The sequence below is a fragment of the Streptomyces sp. NPDC048644 genome, from assembly GCF_043199105.1.
Lineage (GTDB): Bacteria > Actinomycetota > Actinomycetes > Streptomycetales > Streptomycetaceae > Streptomyces.
The window spans coordinates 546,246-563,548 of record NZ_JBICVO010000001.1; the positions used below are offsets into that span (position 1 = coordinate 546,246).

General features: G+C 73.8%; 16 protein-coding genes and 1 riboswitch. Of the genes, 9 read left to right on the forward strand and 7 right to left on the reverse strand.

From position 1 onward, the window contains the following. Positions 1–77: 77 nt before the first annotated feature. Both ACGFNI_RS02430 and ACGFNI_RS02435 read left to right on the forward strand, forming a co-directional pair. Entirely contained in the window at positions 78–956 is an 879-nt protein-coding gene (locus ACGFNI_RS02430) for a hypothetical protein (RefSeq protein ID WP_393679824.1), read from the forward strand. Between the two features lie 165 nt (positions 957–1,121). Beyond that, positions 1,122–2,132, forward strand: coding sequence for an LLM class F420-dependent oxidoreductase (locus ACGFNI_RS02435; RefSeq protein WP_393679826.1), 1,011 nt, complete (start codon positions 1,122–1,124; stop codon positions 2,130–2,132). 46 nt (positions 2,133–2,178) lie between these two features. Here the strand turns inward: ACGFNI_RS02435 and ACGFNI_RS02440 are convergent, their stop codons facing one another. The 5 genes from ACGFNI_RS02440 to ACGFNI_RS02460 form a co-directional block, all read right to left on the reverse strand. Continuing rightward, positions 2,179–2,982 carry a maleylpyruvate isomerase family mycothiol-dependent enzyme gene (locus tag ACGFNI_RS02440; protein ID WP_393679827.1) on the reverse strand — a complete coding sequence of 268 codons (804 nt, stop codon included), beginning with the start codon at positions 2,980–2,982 and terminating at the stop codon, positions 2,179–2,181. A 69-nt stretch (positions 2,983–3,051) separates the two neighbouring features. Beyond that, the gene (locus ACGFNI_RS02445) at positions 3,052–3,582 is read right to left on the reverse strand and encodes a hypothetical protein (RefSeq protein ID WP_393679829.1); all 531 of its coding nucleotides are present in this window, start codon (positions 3,580–3,582) and stop codon (positions 3,052–3,054) included. A gap of 92 nt (positions 3,583–3,674) precedes the next feature. Further along, positions 3,675–4,745: a prenyltransferase gene (locus ACGFNI_RS02450; protein WP_393679831.1), complete on the reverse strand. Its 1,071-nt coding sequence runs from the start codon at positions 4,743–4,745 to the stop codon at positions 3,675–3,677. After that, positions 4,742–5,476 (reverse strand): class I SAM-dependent methyltransferase, encoded by a 735-nt coding sequence (locus ACGFNI_RS02455; protein ID WP_393679833.1) that lies wholly within the window; start codon positions 5,474–5,476, stop codon positions 4,742–4,744. The genes ACGFNI_RS02450 and ACGFNI_RS02455 overlap by 4 nt, the downstream gene beginning before the upstream one ends. 68 nt (positions 5,477–5,544) lie before the next feature. Beyond that, on the reverse strand, positions 5,545–6,912 hold the full coding sequence (locus tag ACGFNI_RS02460) for a glycosyltransferase family 4 protein (protein ID WP_393679834.1): 1,368 nt from the start codon (positions 6,910–6,912) through the stop codon (positions 5,545–5,547). A gap of 239 nt (positions 6,913–7,151) precedes the next feature. On the opposite strand from ACGFNI_RS02460, the gene ACGFNI_RS02465 reads away from it, so the two are divergent. Continuing rightward, entirely contained in the window at positions 7,152–7,907 is a 756-nt protein-coding gene (locus tag ACGFNI_RS02465; RefSeq protein WP_393679836.1) for a TetR family transcriptional regulator, read from the forward strand. 121 nt (positions 7,908–8,028) lie between these two features. Here the strand turns inward: ACGFNI_RS02465 and ACGFNI_RS02470 are convergent, their stop codons facing one another. Then, positions 8,029–8,262: a ferredoxin gene (locus ACGFNI_RS02470; protein ID WP_393679838.1), complete on the reverse strand. Its 234-nt coding sequence runs from the start codon at positions 8,260–8,262 to the stop codon at positions 8,029–8,031. After that, on the reverse strand, positions 8,262–9,713 hold the full coding sequence (locus ACGFNI_RS02475; RefSeq protein WP_393679840.1) for an aldehyde dehydrogenase: 1,452 nt from the start codon (positions 9,711–9,713) through the stop codon (positions 8,262–8,264). The genes ACGFNI_RS02470 and ACGFNI_RS02475 overlap by 1 nt, the downstream gene beginning before the upstream one ends. 260 nt (positions 9,714–9,973) lie before the next feature. On the opposite strand from ACGFNI_RS02475, the gene ACGFNI_RS02480 reads away from it, so the two are divergent. The 6 genes from ACGFNI_RS02480 to ACGFNI_RS02505 all read left to right on the forward strand — a co-directional run bounded on the left by ACGFNI_RS02480 (position 9,974) and on the right by ACGFNI_RS02505 (position 17,279). Then, entirely contained in the window at positions 9,974–11,080 is a 1,107-nt protein-coding gene (locus ACGFNI_RS02480; protein ID WP_393679842.1) for an MBL fold metallo-hydrolase, read from the forward strand. Positions 11,081–11,222: 142 nt separating this feature from the next. After that, positions 11,223–11,390: riboswitch (cobalamin riboswitch) on the forward strand. 178 nt (positions 11,391–11,568) lie between these two features. Next, entirely contained in the window at positions 11,569–12,837 is a 1,269-nt protein-coding gene (locus ACGFNI_RS02485; protein ID WP_393679844.1) for a prenyltransferase/squalene oxidase repeat-containing protein, read from the forward strand. Next, positions 12,837–13,499: an SCO2322 family protein gene (locus ACGFNI_RS02490; RefSeq protein WP_393679845.1), complete on the forward strand. Its 663-nt coding sequence runs from the start codon at positions 12,837–12,839 to the stop codon at positions 13,497–13,499. Before ACGFNI_RS02485 ends, ACGFNI_RS02490 begins: the two co-directional genes overlap by 1 nt. Continuing rightward, positions 13,496–14,668 (forward strand): CbiQ family ECF transporter T component, encoded by a 1,173-nt coding sequence (locus ACGFNI_RS02495; RefSeq protein WP_393680335.1) that lies wholly within the window; start codon positions 13,496–13,498, stop codon positions 14,666–14,668. The genes ACGFNI_RS02490 and ACGFNI_RS02495 overlap by 4 nt, the downstream gene beginning before the upstream one ends. Beyond that, the gene (locus ACGFNI_RS02500; RefSeq protein WP_393679847.1) at positions 14,665–16,404 is read left to right on the forward strand and encodes an ABC transporter ATP-binding protein; all 1,740 of its coding nucleotides are present in this window, start codon (positions 14,665–14,667) and stop codon (positions 16,402–16,404) included. Before ACGFNI_RS02495 ends, ACGFNI_RS02500 begins: the two co-directional genes overlap by 4 nt. Further along, the gene (locus tag ACGFNI_RS02505) at positions 16,401–17,279 is read left to right on the forward strand and encodes an ECF transporter S component (RefSeq protein ID WP_393679848.1); all 879 of its coding nucleotides are present in this window, start codon (positions 16,401–16,403) and stop codon (positions 17,277–17,279) included. Before ACGFNI_RS02500 ends, ACGFNI_RS02505 begins: the two co-directional genes overlap by 4 nt. Positions 17,280–17,303: the final 24 nt, after the last annotated feature.

The following is a 17,303-nucleotide window of genomic DNA, read 5'->3' on the forward strand; positions in this document are numbered from 1 at the left end:
GGCCACCGCCGTGCCTCGCACCGCGCACACCAGTGACAGCGACGACCAGCACTTCGAAACCGACAAAGGACCTTTACGTGAACATCCGCTCCCTCACTCGAGGCGACGGCGTGGTGATCGGAGCAGCGGTGTTGCTGTTGATCGCCTCGTTCCTGCCTCTCTACTCGACGAGCGCGTCCGACTGCGTCGGCAAGTTCTGCCCGGCGCCCGCCTCCAGCCCGATCGCCTGGGACGCGCTGCCGCTGCTGATGAGCGTGTATCTGGCAGGTGTGGTCGCGGCGGTCCTGATCGTCCTCGCCCGCGCCCTGCCGCAGCCACCCAAGGTCGCCGGCCTGGAGCTGAACCAGGTGGGTGTCGCGCTGTCCGCGTTCGTGGTCTGGACCGCGTTCTGGTGGATCGTCAACGGCGGCGGCCCGTCGATCGGCCTGATCCTCGGCCTGCTCGCCTCGCTGGCGCTGGCCGGCGGGGCCATCGCCACCCCGCTGGTGCCCGCGCTGAAGGCCGCCCTGATCGGCGCGCCCAAGCCGCAGGCCGCCGCGCCGTACGGCGGCCCGCAGCCCGGTTACGGCTACCCGGGCGCGCAGCAGCAGCCGCAGGGGCACGGCTACGGCTACCCCGGCGGCCAGCAGCAGCCTCAGCCGGGCCAGCAGCAGCCGGGCCAGCCCCAGCAGGGGCAGAGCTACGGCGGGCAGCAGCCTCCGGTGGACGCCACCGCGGGCGGCCCGCAGGGCGCGTCCCAGGCGGCCGGTGCGCCCGCGGACTTCGCGGCGTTCTGGTTCGCCGTGCCGGTCGCGCGTCCGCTGTACGGCGAGGACGGTTCGCCGTCGCCGATCGCCGAACTGGCGCCCGGCACCTGGTACCTCGCGGTGGAGCAGCGCGGCCAGGCCCTGATCGCGCAGACCCAGGACGGCCGTCGCGGTGTCCTCCAGGACACCACCGGGATCCAGCGCGGCTGACCCGGCGCGCACCGTGTTCCGCACGGCCCCCCGCCTTCGGGCGGGGGGCCGTTGCGCTGCCGGGCGCCGGGCCGTACAGTGCGCCGACAACCGCCCCTGACGGTACGTCAGATATGGCCCGGGGCGGCGGGCACGCGGGCGGCGGGGCATCCGGGAGGGGTGGGCATGCGACTGGGTCTGGCACTCGGCTACTGGGGGCGCGGCCCCGATCCCCGGCATCTCGAACTGGCCCGTGAGGCGGAGCGCCTCGGCTACGGCTCGGTGTGGACGGCGGAAGCCTGGGGCTCGGACGCGTTCACCGCGCTCACCTGGATCGCCGCGCACACCTCCCGCATCGAACTGGGCACCGGCATCGCGCAGATGGCGGCCCGCACCCCGACGGCCACCGCGATGCAGGCGCTGACCCTCGACCACCTCTCCGGCGGCCGGATGCTGCTCGGCCTCGGCCTGTCGGGGCCGCAGGTCGTCGAGGGCTGGTACGGGCGGCCGTTCCCGAAGAGCCCGCTGACCGCGACCCGTGAGTACGTCGACGTGATCCGCCAAGTGCTGCGCAGGCAGGGCCCGGTGGAGGTGGACGGGCGGTTCCATCCGCTGCCCTACCGTGGCGCGGACGGCACCGGTCTCGGCAAGCCGCTCAAGCCGATCACCCATCCGCTGCGGCCCGATCTGCCCGTCCTGCTGGGTGCGGAGGGCCCGAAGAACATCGCCCAGACGGTCCGGATCGCGGACGGCTGGCTGCCGCTGTACTGGTCGCCGCTGCGTACCGACGTCTACCGGGCGTCGCTTGAGGGCGCGCCTGACGGCTTCCGCATCGCCCCGATGGCGCGGGCGGTGGTCTGCGACGACGTCGCCGAAGGGCTGCTGCCGGTCAAGGCGATGCTGGGCTTCTACATCGGCGGGATGGGGCACGCGGCGAGGAATTTCCACGCGGACCTGATGGCGCGGATGGGCTTCGCCGAGGCGGCCGGGCGGGTGCAGGAGTTGTTCCTCCAGGGCCGCAGGCAGGAGGCGGTGCGTGCGGTGCCGGACGCGTTCGCCGATGAGATCTCGCTGGTGGGGCCGCGGGAGCGGATCGCGGAGCGGCTGGAGCTGTGGCGCGCGGGGCCGGTCACCGATCTGCTCGTCACGGCCCCGGACCCGCACACCCTGCGGGTCCTGGCCGAGCTGACGAGCTGACGGCCGGCGACCGGCCCCCGCCTCGACCCCCGCCTCAGCCTCAGCCTCAGCCGAAGGTGGCGTACTCCAGCCACTGGTCGAGCAGCGCGCGGTCGCCCACGACATCGACCAGTTCGCTGTCGGCAGGCAGCCTGCGGTAGAAGACCCGCAGCACCTCGGTGAGCGGGCCGCGCAGGGCGACGGTGGCCTTTTCGTGCCCGCGGCGGTGGACCAGCCGGTCGCCGCTCAGGTCGAGGAACCACTCGGCGTTCAGCTCGGGCGGCGTACCGGTGGCGTGCAGGTGGATGCTGCGGCCTGGCCCGAACGGCGGCTCCCCCTTGGCCGCCAGGCGTTCGGCGACGGCCGGCAGGGCGCACAGCTGGAGCCATTCCTCCACGCAGTCGGCGGCGACCTCGGGGCCGACCTCGAAGGGCACCCCGGCGGACAGTGCCGCGTCGGCGCGGTGGATCACCGTCTCGTGCACCATCCGCCGCGCCCAGAACCCGGCCGTGTGCACCGGCGACCATGTCCACACCGCGGTGTCGGGGCCCGCCTCGCGCAGCGCCCTTACGGCCAGGTCGGCGCCTTCGGCGAGCCAGGCGTCGAGGGTGTCAGGAGTGACGTCGTCCGGCCCTGTGGCCCCGGGGATGCCCGCCGGGTCGATGTTCTCGGTGGCGCGGGCGGCGACCAGGGCGCCCGCCCAGCGGTGCGCGCCGCCGACGTGCAGGGCGAGGTCGGCCAGGGACCAGTCGGGGCAGGTGGGAACCGTGGCCGACAGGTCCCCCTCACGCAGAGCGGCGCGCAACGCGGCGGTCTCGGCGAGGAGTTCGGCGCAACAGCGCTCGTGGGTGAGTGAGCCGTCGAGTGTCATGGGCCGCACAGTAATGCAGGAAACGGCCGGTCAGCTCGGCTTTTGTGGCGGTACCGCGGTCGCCGCCGCTCAGTCATCGCAGCCCTTGATGTCGTCGGGGCAGTCCTCGACGTCGTCCTTGCCGATGGTGTTCAGCTGCCAGTGGATCAGGCCGTTGGTCATGCTGTCGGGGGTGCGGACGGTGGCGGTGAACGGCTGCTCGGCGGCGGGGATGTTGAACGTGTCCGGCTCCTGGTCGTTGCAGGTCACCGCCCACTCCTGGGCCGCGGCGCCGCGCCGGATCCGGAGGGTGAGTTCGCGGGTGCCGGGGGCTTCGCAGCCGATGTCGAGGCGGTAGGGCCGCTCGCCCGGTGTGCGGAAGGTCCGGTCGAGGCCGTCCTTGCCGTAGGCGTAGCCGTCGTCGACGAGTTCGGCGTCCCGGTCGCGGTCGGCGCGGGCGAGGCGCTTCATCGCCTTCTCGTAGTCGCCCTTGCCCCAGGCGTCGTCGGACGCCGCGGTCTCCCGCCCGCCCCGCGGTTCCTGGTCCGCCGGGGCGCCGCAGCCGCCGACCGCGGCGGCGCTGAGGAGGACGACGGTGGCGGCGAGAGGGCGTTTGCTCATGACTGTCATGGTATGTGCCGCTGGGGGCGCACCCTTGGGAAACGTCCGGGTTCGGGGACATACGGGTGCGCCCGGCGGCCGGCCGGTGTGGGTCAGCGGCAGCAGTCCGGGGCGAGGCCGGTCGGCAGCAGGTCACCGCCGAAGACCGAGGTGGTCGCCTCGTCGCCGCCCAGCGCCGCCACCGCGAGGAGCAGCGATCCGGCGGTCCAGGAGGTCCGTTCGACCGGCCAGATCGCGTCGTCGTCGAAGACGTAGCCGGTCCAGTACAGGCCGTCGTCCGCCCGCAGGTGCTGCATCCACTTGAGGATCTGCACCGCGCGGTCGGACTCGCCCATCGCCCAGAGCGCGAGGGCGAGTTCGGCGCTCTCGCCGCCGGTGACCCAGGGGTTGGGCAGCACGCAGCGGACGCCGAGTCCCGGCACGACGAACTGTTCCCAGCTCGCGTCGATGCGGTCGGTGGCGGCCGTGCCGCGCAGTGCGCCGCCGAGCACCGGGTAGTACCAGTCCATGGAGTAGCGGGACTTGTCAAGGAACCGTTCCGGGTGGCTGCGTATCGCGTGGCCCAGGCGGCCGAGTGCCAGCTCCCAGTCGGGCTGCGGCTCCTCGCGCTGCTCGGCGAGTGCCAGTGCGCAGCGCAGCGCCTGGTGGACGGATGACGAGCCGGTCAGCAGCGCGTCGGTGACGGGGGTGCCGTCGTCCTCGCGCTTCCAGCCGATCTGGCCGCCGGGCTGCTGGAGTGCGAGTACGTACTCGACGGCGGCGTAGACGGCGGGCCACATCCGGTCGAGGAAGGTCTCGTCGCCGGTGGACAGGAAGTGGTGCCAGACGCCGACGGCGATGTAGGCGCAGAAGTTGGTCTCGCGCCCGCGGTCGGTGGGGGCCGCGGCGTCGCCGTCGGCGTAGGCCGCGTACCAGGAGCCGTCGGGGTTCTGGGCGCGCACCAGCCAGTCGTACGCGGCCTCGGCACGCTCGTGTTCGCCGGCCGCGTCCAGGGCCATGGCGGCCTCGGTGTGGTCCCACGGGTCGAGGTGGTGTCCGCGGAACCACGGGATGGCGCCGTCCTCGCGCTGGGCGGCGACGATGCCGGCGACGGTGCGGGCCGCCTGTTCGGCGGTGAGCACGCCCGGCAGGACGAGCCGTTCGGTACGCCCTGGACTCGTCACTTGGCAGCCGCCTCGGGGAGGTGCGGCTTGGTGGCGTAGGCGACGAAGCTCTTGCCGATGAGGGGGTTGAGTGCCTGCTCGGCGAGCCGGGTGGCCAGCGGCTTCTTCATGATGTCCCAGACCAGCAGCTTGTGGTACGCCTTGACCGGCAGCGCCTTGTCGTTGTCGACCCCGAAGGCGCACTTGAGCCACCAGTAGGGGCTGTGCAGTCCGTGGGCGTGGTGGGTGCCGTAGGGCTTGAGTCCCGCGGCGCGCATCTTGGTGAGGAGTTCGTCGCCGCGGTAGATGCGGATGTGGCCGCCCTCGACCTCGTGGTAGGCGTCGCTCAGCGCCCAGCAGACCTTCTCCGGGCCGTAGCGCGGGACGGTGACGGCTATCCGTCCGCCGGGGCGCAGCACCCGCACCATTTCGGCGAGCACGCCCTTGTCGTCCGGGATGTGCTCCATGACCTCGGAGATGATGACGACGTCGAAGCTGTCGTCGGGGAACGGCAGGGCCAGCGCGTCGCCCTCCATGGCGGTGGCGGTGGCGCCCGCCGGGGCCTCGCCGGCCTCCTTCATGGCGGCGAACCACTTGGCGACCTCGCGGATCTCCTCGCCGTTCTGGTCGAGGGCGACGACCTGCGCGCCGCGCCGGTAGCACTCGAAGGCGTGCCGGCCGGCGCCGCAGCCCAGGTCGAGCACGCGGTCGCCCGGGGCGAGCGGGAAACGGGAAAAGTCGACGGTCAGCACGGCGTTCTGCTTTCGTCCGGCGGGTCGGGGCGGTGGTGGTCGCGGGGTGGGTCTGGGGTGGCGGCGGGCTAGCTCGACGCGGCTGCGGCGCGGCGTCCTGCCGCGGCCTTGTCGTTCTGGAGGGCGATGGCCTCGCGGTAGCGCTCGGCGGTGCCGATGGCGGCCTGCCGCCAGGTGAAGCGGGCCAGCACGCGGGCCCGGCCGGCCGCGCCGAGGCGGGCGCGCAGCGGGGCGTCGCCCAGGAGCCGCAGGAGTCCGGTGGCGAGCGCGTCCGCGTCGCCAGGCGGCACCGCGAGGCAGGTCTCCCCGTCGGGCCCCGCGACCTCGGGGATGGCGCCGCCGGTGGTGGCGAGCAGCGGGGTGCCGGTGGCCATGGCTTCGGCGGCCGGCAGCGAGAAGCCCTCGTAGAGCGAGGGGACGCAGGCGATCTGGGCGCCGCGGACCAGGTCGACGAGTGCGGCGTCGCTGATGCCCTTGACGAACTCGATGGCGCCTGACAGGCCGTGCCGTTCGATGGCGGCGGCGACCGGGCCGTCGTCGGCGCGCTTACCGACCACGACGAGATGGGCCTCGGGGTTCTCGGTGCGCACCTTGGCGAGCGCTTCGACGAGGTGGATGAGGCCCTTGAGGGGCACGTCGGCGCTGGAGGTGGTGACGATCCGGCCCGGCACTTCGGGGACGGAGGGGTCGGGCGCGAACAGGTCGGTGTCGGCGCCGATGTGGACGACGTGGATCCGTTCGCCGGGCACGCCGAGGTCGTCGGAGATCTCCTGGCGGGAGGAGCCGGAGACGGTCAGCACGGAGGGCAGCCGGCGGGCCACGCGCTTCTGCATGCGGGTGAAGCCGTACCAGCGGCGGACCGATGCGCGGCGCTTGACGCCGTCGGCCGCGGCGAGGTCGAGGCGGCGGTCGACGGTGATGGGGTGGTGGATGGTGGTGACCAGCGGGGCGCCGATGGCTCCGGGGCCGCCGAGCAGGCCGTAGCCGAGCGTCTGGTTGTCGTGCACGACGTCGAACTGGCCGCGGCGGGCGGCGAGATGGCGGCGGGCCCGCAGGGAGAAGGTCAGCGGTTCGGGGAAGCCGCCGGTCCACATCGTGGCGACTTCGAGTGCGTCGATCCAGTCGCGGTACTCGCCGCGTCCCGGGGTGCGGAACGGGTCGGGCTGGCGGTAGAGGTCGAGGCTGGCCAGTTCGGTGAGCGGCACGCCTTCGTCGAGCACGGGGTAGGGCTGGGCGCCGATCACCTCGACGCTGTGGCCGAGGCGGGCGAGTTCGCGTGAGAGGTGGCGTACGTAGACGCCCTGCCCGCCGCAGAACGGGTTCCCCTTGTACGTGAGCATCGCGATGCGCAGCGGGCGGTCGCCAGGTGGCTGGGCGGTGGCAGAGAGGGCCTCGGCGGGGCGAGGCGCGGCTGCCTGGACGGCCTCTGCGGTCACGCGCGGCCCCCTTCTCACTGGACTTTCGCCGGAGCGTAACCGCTGGCGGTAATCTAGAACAAGTTTCAGAACTGCTGGGCTACTCATCAGTTCACGGAGCTGCGAATCTACCGGCCGAGGACGGGACGCGAGGAGCCGCATCAGGTGATTCGCGCCACGACCGGAGCCCCTGCCATGCTGTGCCGATCACACCACCGGTACTCACCGCATCGCGGACGGGATGCCACGGAATGGGACATATGACTACGGAATCCAAGGCGGCCAGGCCGGCGCTTCCCGCGAGTCCTCCCCTGACCGAGCGTCAGGAGGCGCGGCGCCGCCGCATCCTGCACACCAGCGCCAGGCTGGCGAGCCGCGGCGGCTTCGACGCCGTCCAGATGCGCGAGGTCGCCGAGTCGTCCGGCGTCGCCCTCGGCACGCTCTACCGCTACTTCCCCTCCAAGGTGCACCTGCTCGTCGCGACCATGCAGGACCAGCTCCAGCACATGCACGAGACGCTGCGCAAGCGCCCGCCGTCGGAGGAGGACCCGGGTGCGCGGGTGGCACAGACCCTGATGCGGGCGTTCCGTGCCCTGCAGCGCGAGCCGCATCTGGCGGATGCGATGGTGCGCGCCCTGACCTTCGCCGACCGGTCCGTGAGCCCCGAGGTGGACACCGTCTCCCGGCTGACGACCGCGATCATCCTCGATGCGATGGGGCCGCCAGCCGCCCACCGCAGGGCCCAGGGCCCCGGGGGCGCCGCCGCCCCCACACCCGCCCAGCTCTCCGCGGTCCGGGTCATCGAGCACACCTGGCACTCGGCCCTGATCACCTGGCTGTCGGGCCGGGCGTCGATCGCCCAGGTGAAGATCGACATCGAGACGGTCTGCCGGCTGATCGACCTGACGGCGGCGGGGGCCGCGGATACGGCTTCGGCGGCGACCTCGAATGCGCCCGCGGCGACGGAGACCGCTCCGAAGCCGGCTGCGGCGGCACCGCGGGGCAGGAAGCGTTAACTCCGCCTCCACCTCGGGTAGTTGGCCCGCAAGGGGCCCACCCGACCCCTACGGGACCACTCCCCCCGCCCCCTACGGCACCCACCCCGCCCATCCCACCCCTCCCCCGCTCGCCCCCCGCTCACTCCTCCGGCGGAAAGACCGCCTCCCCGCTGTCGGCCAGGGTCAGGGTGATCGCCTCGACGGGGCAGCTCTCGGCCGCCGCCAGTACGTTCTCGGCGGCGTCCGCCTCCGGTGCCGCGGGGTGCGACTGCCGGGCCGAGTCCAGCCGGAAGCCGTCCGGCGCCGTCCCTGCGCACATCCCGGACCCGATGCACACGCCCCGGTCCACCTCCACCCGCCAGCGGTCCGCCATCACGCACCCGCCGGCAGGTGGATCATCTTGTGCTCCAGGTACGCGTCGAAGCCCTCGGGGCCGAACTCCCGGCCGATGCCGGAGTTCTTGTAGCCGCCGAAAGGCCCGAGCATGTCGATGCTGAAGGTGTTCACCGAGTACGTGCCGGTGCGCACCTGCCGTGCGATGTCGATGCCGCGTTCGGTGTCGGCGGTCCACACCGAGCCGGACAGGCCGTATTCGGAGTCGTTGGCGATGCGGACCGCCTGCGCCTCGTCCTCGTAAGGCAGCAGGCAGATGACCGGGCCGAAGATCTCCTCGCGGGCGATCCGCATGGAGTTGTCGACGTCGCCGAAGAGCGTCGGCTCGACGTACCAGCCCGTCGGCTGTCCGGCCGGTTTGCCGCCGCCCGCAAGGACTTTGGCGCCTTCCTGCTGTCCGAGTGCGATGTAGTCGAGGGAGCGCTGCTGCTGGCGGCGGGCGACCAGCGGGCCGAGTTCGGTGGCCGGGTCCAGCGGGTCGCCGATGGTCAGCGCGTCGGCGGCGGCGGCGAACCGTTCGGCGATCTCGTCGTAGCGGGAGCGCGGTGCGAGGATCCGCGTCTGGGCCACGCACGCCTGGCCGTTGATCATCCAGGCGAACGGCACGATGCCGGCGACGGCCGCGTCCAGGTCGGCGTCCGGCAGGATGACCGCGGCGGATTTGCCGCCCAGTTCCAGCGTGACGCGGCTGAGGTTGCGGGCGGCGACCTCCATGACGCGGCGGCCGGCGGCGACCGATCCGGTGAACGACACCTTGTCGACACCGGGGTGCCCGACGAGGTATTCGCTGACCTCGCGGTCGGCGGGCAGGATCGACAGCACGCCGTCGGGCAGCCCCGCTTCGGTGGCGATCTCGGCGAGCAGGTACGCGTCGAGCGGCGTCTCGGGCGAGACCTTGAGGATCACCGAGCAGCCGGCCAGCAGGGCGGGCGCGAGTTTGGCCGCCGCGGTGAACTGCGGGACGTTCCAGGGGACCACGGCGGCGACCACTCCCGCCGCTTCCCGGCGGATCAGCAGCGGCCCGAGTATGCCGTCGCGGCGTTCCTCGAAGGGGTGGTCGGCGGCGACCTTCAGGGCCGCGTCCCAGACCAGCATCGCGGCGAGCGACTGCACCATGATCCCGGACGTGAGGGGGGTGCCGTTCTCGGCGCTGATGACCTTGGCGATCTCCTCGCTGCGGACCGCGAAGGCGTCCTTGATCCGGGTGATCACCGCGATCCGTTCGTCGAGCGGGGTGTTCGCCCAGACCCCGGAGTCGAAGGAGGTGCGGGCCGCGGTCACCGCGCGGTCGACGTCGGCCCGCGAGGCGTGCGGGACGCGGCCGATGACCTGTTCGGTGTGGGGTGAGACCACCTCGATCGTGTCGCGTCCTGCCGGATCGACCAGCTCACCACCGATGTAGAGCTTTCCGTACTCGACGAGGTCGCTCATCGCTGCCGCCTCCCGCGGATGGGCCGCCTTGGCCGCCTTGGCCGACCGGAACTGCCGCTCCCGCCGGTTCCTGACGCTGCATCAGAAACTGATACCACCTCCCCCGGGAGGAGTCCACGGCGAGAGCCGAATCCCTCCGCGCCGCCCGTACCGGCCACCCCGTTGCCGCCAACTCCGGCCCGGCAAAAGGCCACTTCACGCCGCACTGAAACCGGTTCTAGTTATAGTGGGCCGCCTGGCTGCGCCGAAAGGGGACCGGGATGACACGAGTGACCGACCACAAGGGCGGCGTGTGGAGCATCGCCGTCCCCATCCCCGACAACCCGCTCGGGCACACCCTCGTCCACCTCCTGGAGACCGACCGCGGCCCGGTCCTCGTCGACACCGGCTGGGACGACCCGGCCTCCTGGGACGCCCTCGTCGCCGGCGTCGCGGCCTGCGGCTTCGCCGTCCCTGACCTGCACGGCGTCCTGATCACCCACCATCACCCCGACCACCACGGCCTCTCCGCCGCCGTACGGGAGGCGTCCGGCGCCTGGATCGCGATGCACGAGGCGGACACGGACGTGGTCCGCCGCACCCGCGAGGCCGAACCGGGCCGCTGGCTCGACTACCTGACCGCGAAGCTCACCGCGTCCGGCGCCCCCGACGACCACCTGGCGCCGCTGCGCGCGGCCCGCGCCAGGAAGTCAGGCACCCGCGCGCTGCCCGCCCGCCGCCCCGCGCTGCCCGACCGTCCGATCGCACCCGGCGAGCTGCTCGACCTGCCCGGCCGCAGGCTGCGCGCCCTGTGGACACCGGGCCACACGCCGGGCCACGTCTGCCTGCACCTGGAGGAGGCACACCCGGGGCAGGCCGCCCCTGGCGAGCCGCGGGGCCCGGCGGGCGGCTTCGGGCGGCTGTTCTCCGGCGACCACCTGCTGCCCGGCATCACCCCGCACATCGGCCTGTACGAGGAGCCGGACGATGCGACGGTCACCGCCCCTCCCTCAAGCGCTCAGCTTCGTTCGAGCTGGGCAGATCCCCTCGGCGACTACCTCGCCTCCCTGGAGCGGGTCGCCCGCCTCGCGCCCGCCGAGGTGCTGCCCGCCCATCAGTACGCGTTCACCGACGCCGCGGGCCGCGCCAGGGAGCTGATCGCACACCACGAGGAACGGCTCGACGGGATCCACGCGCTGCTCGGCGAACCGCTGACCCCCTGGCAGCTGGCCGTGGCCATGGAGTGGAACCGGCCCTGGGAGCAGATCCCGCACGGTTCCCGGAACATCGCGGTGTCCGAGGCCGAGGCGCATCTGCGGCGCCTGGTGAAGCTCGGGCGGGCCGAGCAGCTGCCGGGCGCCGACCCGGTGCGGTTCCGCGCGATGTGACCGGGGCGGCGGCCCGCGGGCCCGGTGGGATGGGGTCTCCCCTGCTCGAACGAAGCTGAGAGCTTGGGATGGGGTCTCCCCTGCTCGAACGAAGCTGAGAGCTTGGGGAAGGGCCGCCGACGGCCGTGCCGTGGCGACCGCCCGCTAAAGTGTGCGGATAACTTCATCCGTGCCCGATCGGGGGAAGCCGGTGGAAATCCGGCGCTGACCCGCAACCGTCAGGGCGGGCCCGTCCCGCGCGCCGCAAGCACGCGCGCGCCGCACGGAGCCCGTACGAGCCGGAGCACCCGGTGGGGCACACCAAGGCTCCCGCCACCGGATCCGCCGCCCGCGGCCGGCCGGTGCGCGGCACCGTCGAGGTATACGGAGCTGAGCCCGGTGCCACCGCGTACGGTCACCACGGCCGCCGACGCGGCGGCCGGCCGAGCGTGGCTGCGTAGGGCGTGCCCGACCACCACCGCTGCGAACCGACCGAGAGGCACCGACCGATGGCCCCCATGGCCCCCTCCTTCGCCGTCCTGGCGCGCCGCGTGGCCGCCGCGCTGGCGGCTGCCGCCGTGCTGGGCAGCGCCGCCCCTGCCGCGTTCGCCGACTCTCCGCCGCCCGCCCCGAAGAAGCTGCCCGCTGGCCTGTACGGCTCCGGGGACGCGCAGTACGACGGGGTGTGGCGGCAGTCGCTCGCGCTGCTGGCCCAGCACACCGTGGGGGTGCGGCCTGCCGCGTCCGCCGTGGACTGGCTGGCGGGGCAGCAGTGCGCGGACGGCGCCTTCGCCGCGTTCCGCGCGGATCCGGCGAAGGCGTGTGACGCCAAGACGATGCGGGACACCAACCAGACGGCGGCTGCCGTGCAGGCGCTGGCCGCGCTCGGCGGGCACGACGAGGCCGTGCGCAAGGCGGTGGGCTGGCTGAAGTCGGTGCAGAACGACGACGGCGGCTGGCCTTCGATGGCCGGTTCGCCGAGCGACGCCAACTCCACGTCCGTGGTGATCGGTGCGCTGGCCGCGGCCGGTGAGCGTCCCGAGTCCGTGACGAAGGGCGGCAGGTCTCCGTACGAGGGGCTGCTCACCTTCCGGCTCGGCTGTGACGTGAAGGAGGGCGAGCGGGGCGCGTTCACCTTCCAGCTCAAGGGCGCGGCGGCGAACGCGGACGCGTCGGCGGCTGCGGCGACCGGCGCCCTGGGCAAGGGCTTCGTCGTCGGCCCGGCGGGCAAGGACGCCGGCGCGCCTGCGGCGCCGTCCTGCGAGGACGGCGGGAAGGCCGGCGCGGCGGACCGTAAGGAGGCCGCGGAAGGCGCGGACGCCTATCTCGTGGCGCAGCTCGGCAAGAACGGGCAGCACCTGCCGTCCGCGATGCCGGGGGCGGAGAAGCAGCCCGACGTGGGCAACACCGCCGACGCGGTGGTGGCGCTGGCCGCGGGCGGGCACCGCGCGGCGGCCCGCCAGCCGCTGGCGTGGCTGGAGAAGCACGGCGCGCCGTGGGCGAAGACGGGCGGCCCCGCGGCGTACGCGCAGTTGGTGTTCGCCGCGCACGCGACCGGCGCCGACCCGCGGGACTTCGGCGGTAAGGACCTGGTCGCGGGGCTCAACGCGACGGGCCCGAAGCCGGCCGGTGACGGGCAGTCCGTGTCGCCCGCCAAGGATCCGAAGGACACCGGGTCGGACGGCGGGTTCAGTGTGTGGTGGGTGATCGTGATCGGTCTCGCCGTGGGTGCCGGTATCGGCTTCCTGATCAGCGGCCGACGGAAGCGCGGGCTGTGATGCGGCGTACGCGCCTCGCCTGTGCCCTGCTGCTCGCGGCGGCCGTGACCGGTCTGGGCGCGGGCCCCGCCCAGGCGCAGGAGTACCGCTACTGGTCTTTCTGGGACGGTGACGGCGGGTCCTGGGCGTACGCCACGCAGGGCCCGGCCACGATGCGTCCGGCCGACGGCGCCGTCACCGGTTTCCGCTTCACCGTCAGCGCGGACTCGGCCGCCGCGGGCAAGCCACGTCCCGCGGCCGACTTCAAGGCGCTGTGTGCCGGTACGCAGGCGAAGGACGGGGCGAAGCGGGTCGGGGTCGTCATCGATTTCGGTACGGCGGCGGATGCGCCGAAGGGCGAGCAGCCGCCGGAGCCGCGCGAGGAGTGTGCCCGGGTGCCCGATGACGCGTCGGCGGGTGACGCGCTGGCGGCGGTGGCCACGTCGCTGCGGTACGACGCGCACGGGCTGCTGTGCGGCGTCGCGGACTATCCGAAGGCGGGGTGCGCGGAGCAGGTGAGCGGGTCGGGTGCGTCGGCCGGTGCGTCGCCGTCGTCGGAGAAGCCGGCTGCGGGTGCGGACGGGGACGGTGGTGGTCCTTCCGCCGGGCTGCTCGGCGGGATCGGCGTCGTCGTCGTGCTGGGTGTGGCCGCCGGGTGGCAGGCACGCCGCCGGCGCGGATGAGCGCCCCGCAGGCGACCCGCAGCACGGCCCTGCACGCGGGCGCGTGGTGGCTGTGGGCGCTCGGTCTCGCGACCGCCGCGTCCCGCACCACCAATCCGCTGCTGCTGTGCCTGCTGGTCGGCGTCGCGGGTTACGTCGTCGCGGTGCGCCGTACGGATGCGCCCTGGGCCCGTTCCTACGGAGCGTTCGTGAAGCTGGGGCTGCTGGTGCTCGGGATCCGGCTGGTCTTCGCCTTCCTGCTCGGTTCGCCGATTCCGGGGACGCACACGCTGGTGACGCTGCCCGAACTGCCGCTGCCCGACTGGGCGAAGGGGGTGCGCATCGGTGGCCGGGTCACCGCCGAGGGCATGGTCTTCGCGCTCTACGACGGTCTGAAGCTGGCCACGCTGCTCATCTGCGTCGGCGCGGCCAATGCGCTGGCGAATCCGGCGCGGCTGCTGAAGTCGCTGCCAGGCGCGCTGTACGAGGCGGGGGTCGCGGTGGTCGTCGCGATGACCTTCGCGCCGAATCTGGTCGCCGATGTGCAGCGGCTGCGGGCCGCCCGCCGGCTGCGCGGCCGTCCCGACCGTGGGGTCGCGGCGCTCCTCCAGGTGGGCCTGCCGGTGCTGGAGGGCGCGCTGGAGCGGTCGGTCGCGCTGGCCGCGGCGATGGACGCGCGTGGCTACGGCCGCACCGCGTATGTGCCGCGCGCGGTGCGGCACACCACCACCGTCCTGACCCTGGGCGGGCTGCTCGGGGTGTGCGTGGGGACGTACGGGCTGCTGGCCGACGCGGGTGCGGGTCTCGGGCTGCCGCTGCTGCTGGTGGGGCTCGCCGCGGCGCTGGCCGGGTTGTGGCTGGGCGGGCGCCGTACGGTGCGCACGCGTTACCGGCCGGAGCGGTGGGGGGTGCGCGCCTGGCTGGTGTCCGGTTCCGGGATCGCCGTCGCCGCGCTGATGATCGCGGCGAACGGCTATGCGCCCGGCGCGCTGCATCCGTCGGCGGTCCCGCTCACCGCGCCGCAACTGCCGCTGTGGCCCGCCCTGTCCGTGCTGGTGGGGCTGCTCCCCGCGTGGGTGGCACCGCTGCCTGCCGTGCCGGGCGGTGGGGCGGGCGCTGCGGGGTCCTGCGGGGCGCGGGTGTCGGTGTCCGGCCGGAGTGGCCGGCGGAAGAAGGAGTCTGCGCAGTGATCCGGTTCGAGCAGGTCTCGGTCAGCTACGACGGTGCGGCGCAGCCCGCGCTGCGTGGTATCGATCTGACCGTGCCCGAGGGCGAGTTGTGTCTTCTCGTCGGCCCTTCGGGTGTCGGCAAGTCGACGCTGCTGAACGCGGTCTGCGGGCTCGTGCCGCACTTCACCGGGGGCACCCTCAGCGGCCGGGTGACCGTCGCGGGGCGTGACACGCGTACCCATGCCCCGCGGGAACTGGCCGATGTCGTCGGCACGGTGGGCCAGGATCCGCTGGCGCATTTCGTCACCGACACCGTGGAGGACGAGCTCGCCTACGGGATGGAGTCGCTGGGCCTCGCCCCTGATGTGATGCGCCGCCGTGTCGAGGAGACGCTGGATCTGCTGGGGCTTGCCGGTCTCCGTGACCGTGCGCTGCCCACGTTGTCGGGCGGGCAGCAGCAGCGGGTGGCGATCGGCTCGGTGCTGACCGCGCACCCGCGGGTGCTGGTCCTGGACGAGCCGACGTCGGCGCTCGATCCGGCGGCGGCCGAGGAGGTGCTGGCCGTCCTTCAGCGGCTGGTGCACGATCTGGGCACGACGGTGCTGCTCGCCGAGCACCGTCTTGAGCGGGTGGTGCACTACGCGGACCAGGTCGTGCTGCTGCCGGCGCCGGGTGCGCCGCCCCGGCAGGGCGACCCCGCCGCGATCATGGCGGGCTCGCCCGTGCAGCCGCCGGTGGTCGCCCTCGGCGAGCTGGCGGGCTGGTCGCCGCTGCCGCTGTCGGTGCGCGACGCCAGGCGCCGGGCCGCTCCGCTGCGCGAGCGGCTGGCGGGGCTGGCCCCGGAGGCGGCGCCGGTCCGCATCGGGGCGGGTGCGGTGCCAGGACCGGTGGCGTCTGCTCCCGGTGCGCCGGAGCCGGGCCGGTCGGCCGGCCGGTGGTGGCGGCGCGGCACGGCGTCGCCCGATACCGCGCCCGCGCCCGCTTCCGGCGACGCGCACCCGCCCGCCGTCGTCTCGGCGCTGGCCGTCCGCCGCGGCAGGACCGAGGCGCTGCGCGCCGTGGACCTGACCGTGCGCGCCGGGGAGACGCTCGCGCTGATGGGCCGTAACGGTGCCGGCAAGTCGACGCTGCTGACCACTCTGGTGGGGATGCACGAGCCGTCGGCGGGCGGTGTGCGGGTCGGCGGCGTGGTTCCGCACCGCACCGCTCCCGGCGCGCTGCTGCGGCACGTCGGGCTGGTTCCGCAGGAGCCGCGCGACCTGCTGTGTGCGGACACCGTCGCCGCCGAGTGCGCGGCGGCTGACCGGGACGCGGGGGCGGCGCCCGGGAGTTGCCGTGCCCTGGTCGCCCGGCTGCTGCCGGACGTTCAGGAGGCGGTCCATCCGCGCGACCTGTCCGAGGGGCAGCGTCTGGCCCTCGCGCTGGCGGTGGTGCTGACGGCGGGGCCGCCCCTGCTGCTGCTCGACGAGCCGACGCGCGGCCTGGATTACGCGGCGAAGGCCCGTCTGGTGGACGTGTTGCGCGCTCTCGCGGCCGAGGGGCACGCCATCGTCCTGGCCACCCACGACGTGGAGCTGGCCGCCGAACTGGCCAGGCGGGTCGTCATCCTGGCCGACGGGGAGATCGTCGCGGACGGGCCGACCGACGAGGTCGTCGTCTCCTCCCCCGCGTTCGCCCCGCAGGTCGCCAAGATCCTCGCCCCGCTGCCCTGGCTCACCGTTCCCCAGGTCGCCCGCGCCCTGGAGGCCGCCTCATGACATCCGACGCTCCGGAGCGGGCCGTGCGCGTGGGCCGCAAGGTGCGGGCCGTCCGGCTCGGGCCGCGTTCCGTCGCGGCGCTGGCGCTGGTCTCGGCGATCGGGGTGATGGCGTTCGGCTGGCCGCTGCTCGCCGGCTCCGCTTCGGGGCTGGCCCATTCCCGGGACGCGCCGTGGCTGTTCGCGGCGCTGCTGCCGATGCTGTTGGCCGTGGTGGTGGCGACCATCGCCGACAGTGGTCTGGACGCGAAGGCCATCGCGATGCTCGGCGTGCTGGCCGCGGCCGGCGCGGCGATGCGCCCGCTCGGCGCCGGGACGGCCGGTATCGAGCCGATGTTCTTCCTGATGGTGCTGGCGGGCCGGGTGCTGGGTCCTGGGTTCGGGTTCGTGCTGGGCTCGGTGGCGATGTTCGCCTCCGCCCTGCTGACCGGTGGTGTCGGTCCCTGGATGCCGTTCCAGATGCTGTCGATGGGCTGGGTGTCGATGGGTGCGGGGCTGCTTCCGGGTCCTGACCGGCTGCGGGGCCGCCGCGAGCTGGTCCTGCTCGCCGGGTACGGGGCGGTGTCCGCGGTCCTCTACGGGCTGGTCATGAACCTCCAGGGCTGGCCGTACATCGGCGGGATGGCCTCGGGTGTCTCGTTCGTCCCCGGCGATCCGCTGCCCGACAATCTGGCCCGTTATCTCGCGTACTGCCTGGCCACCTCGCTGGGCTGGGATCTGCCCCGTGCGGTGGTCACGGTGCTGCTGACGCTGACGCTGGGCGGCACGCTGCTGAAGGCGCTGCGCCGGGCCACCCGCCGCGCGGCCTTCGACGCGCCGGTCTCCTTCGACGCGCCGGACGCCGGGGGTGCGTCCCGAGGGGGCGCCCCCGGCTGACCGGCGTCCGTCAGGCGCTCCGGG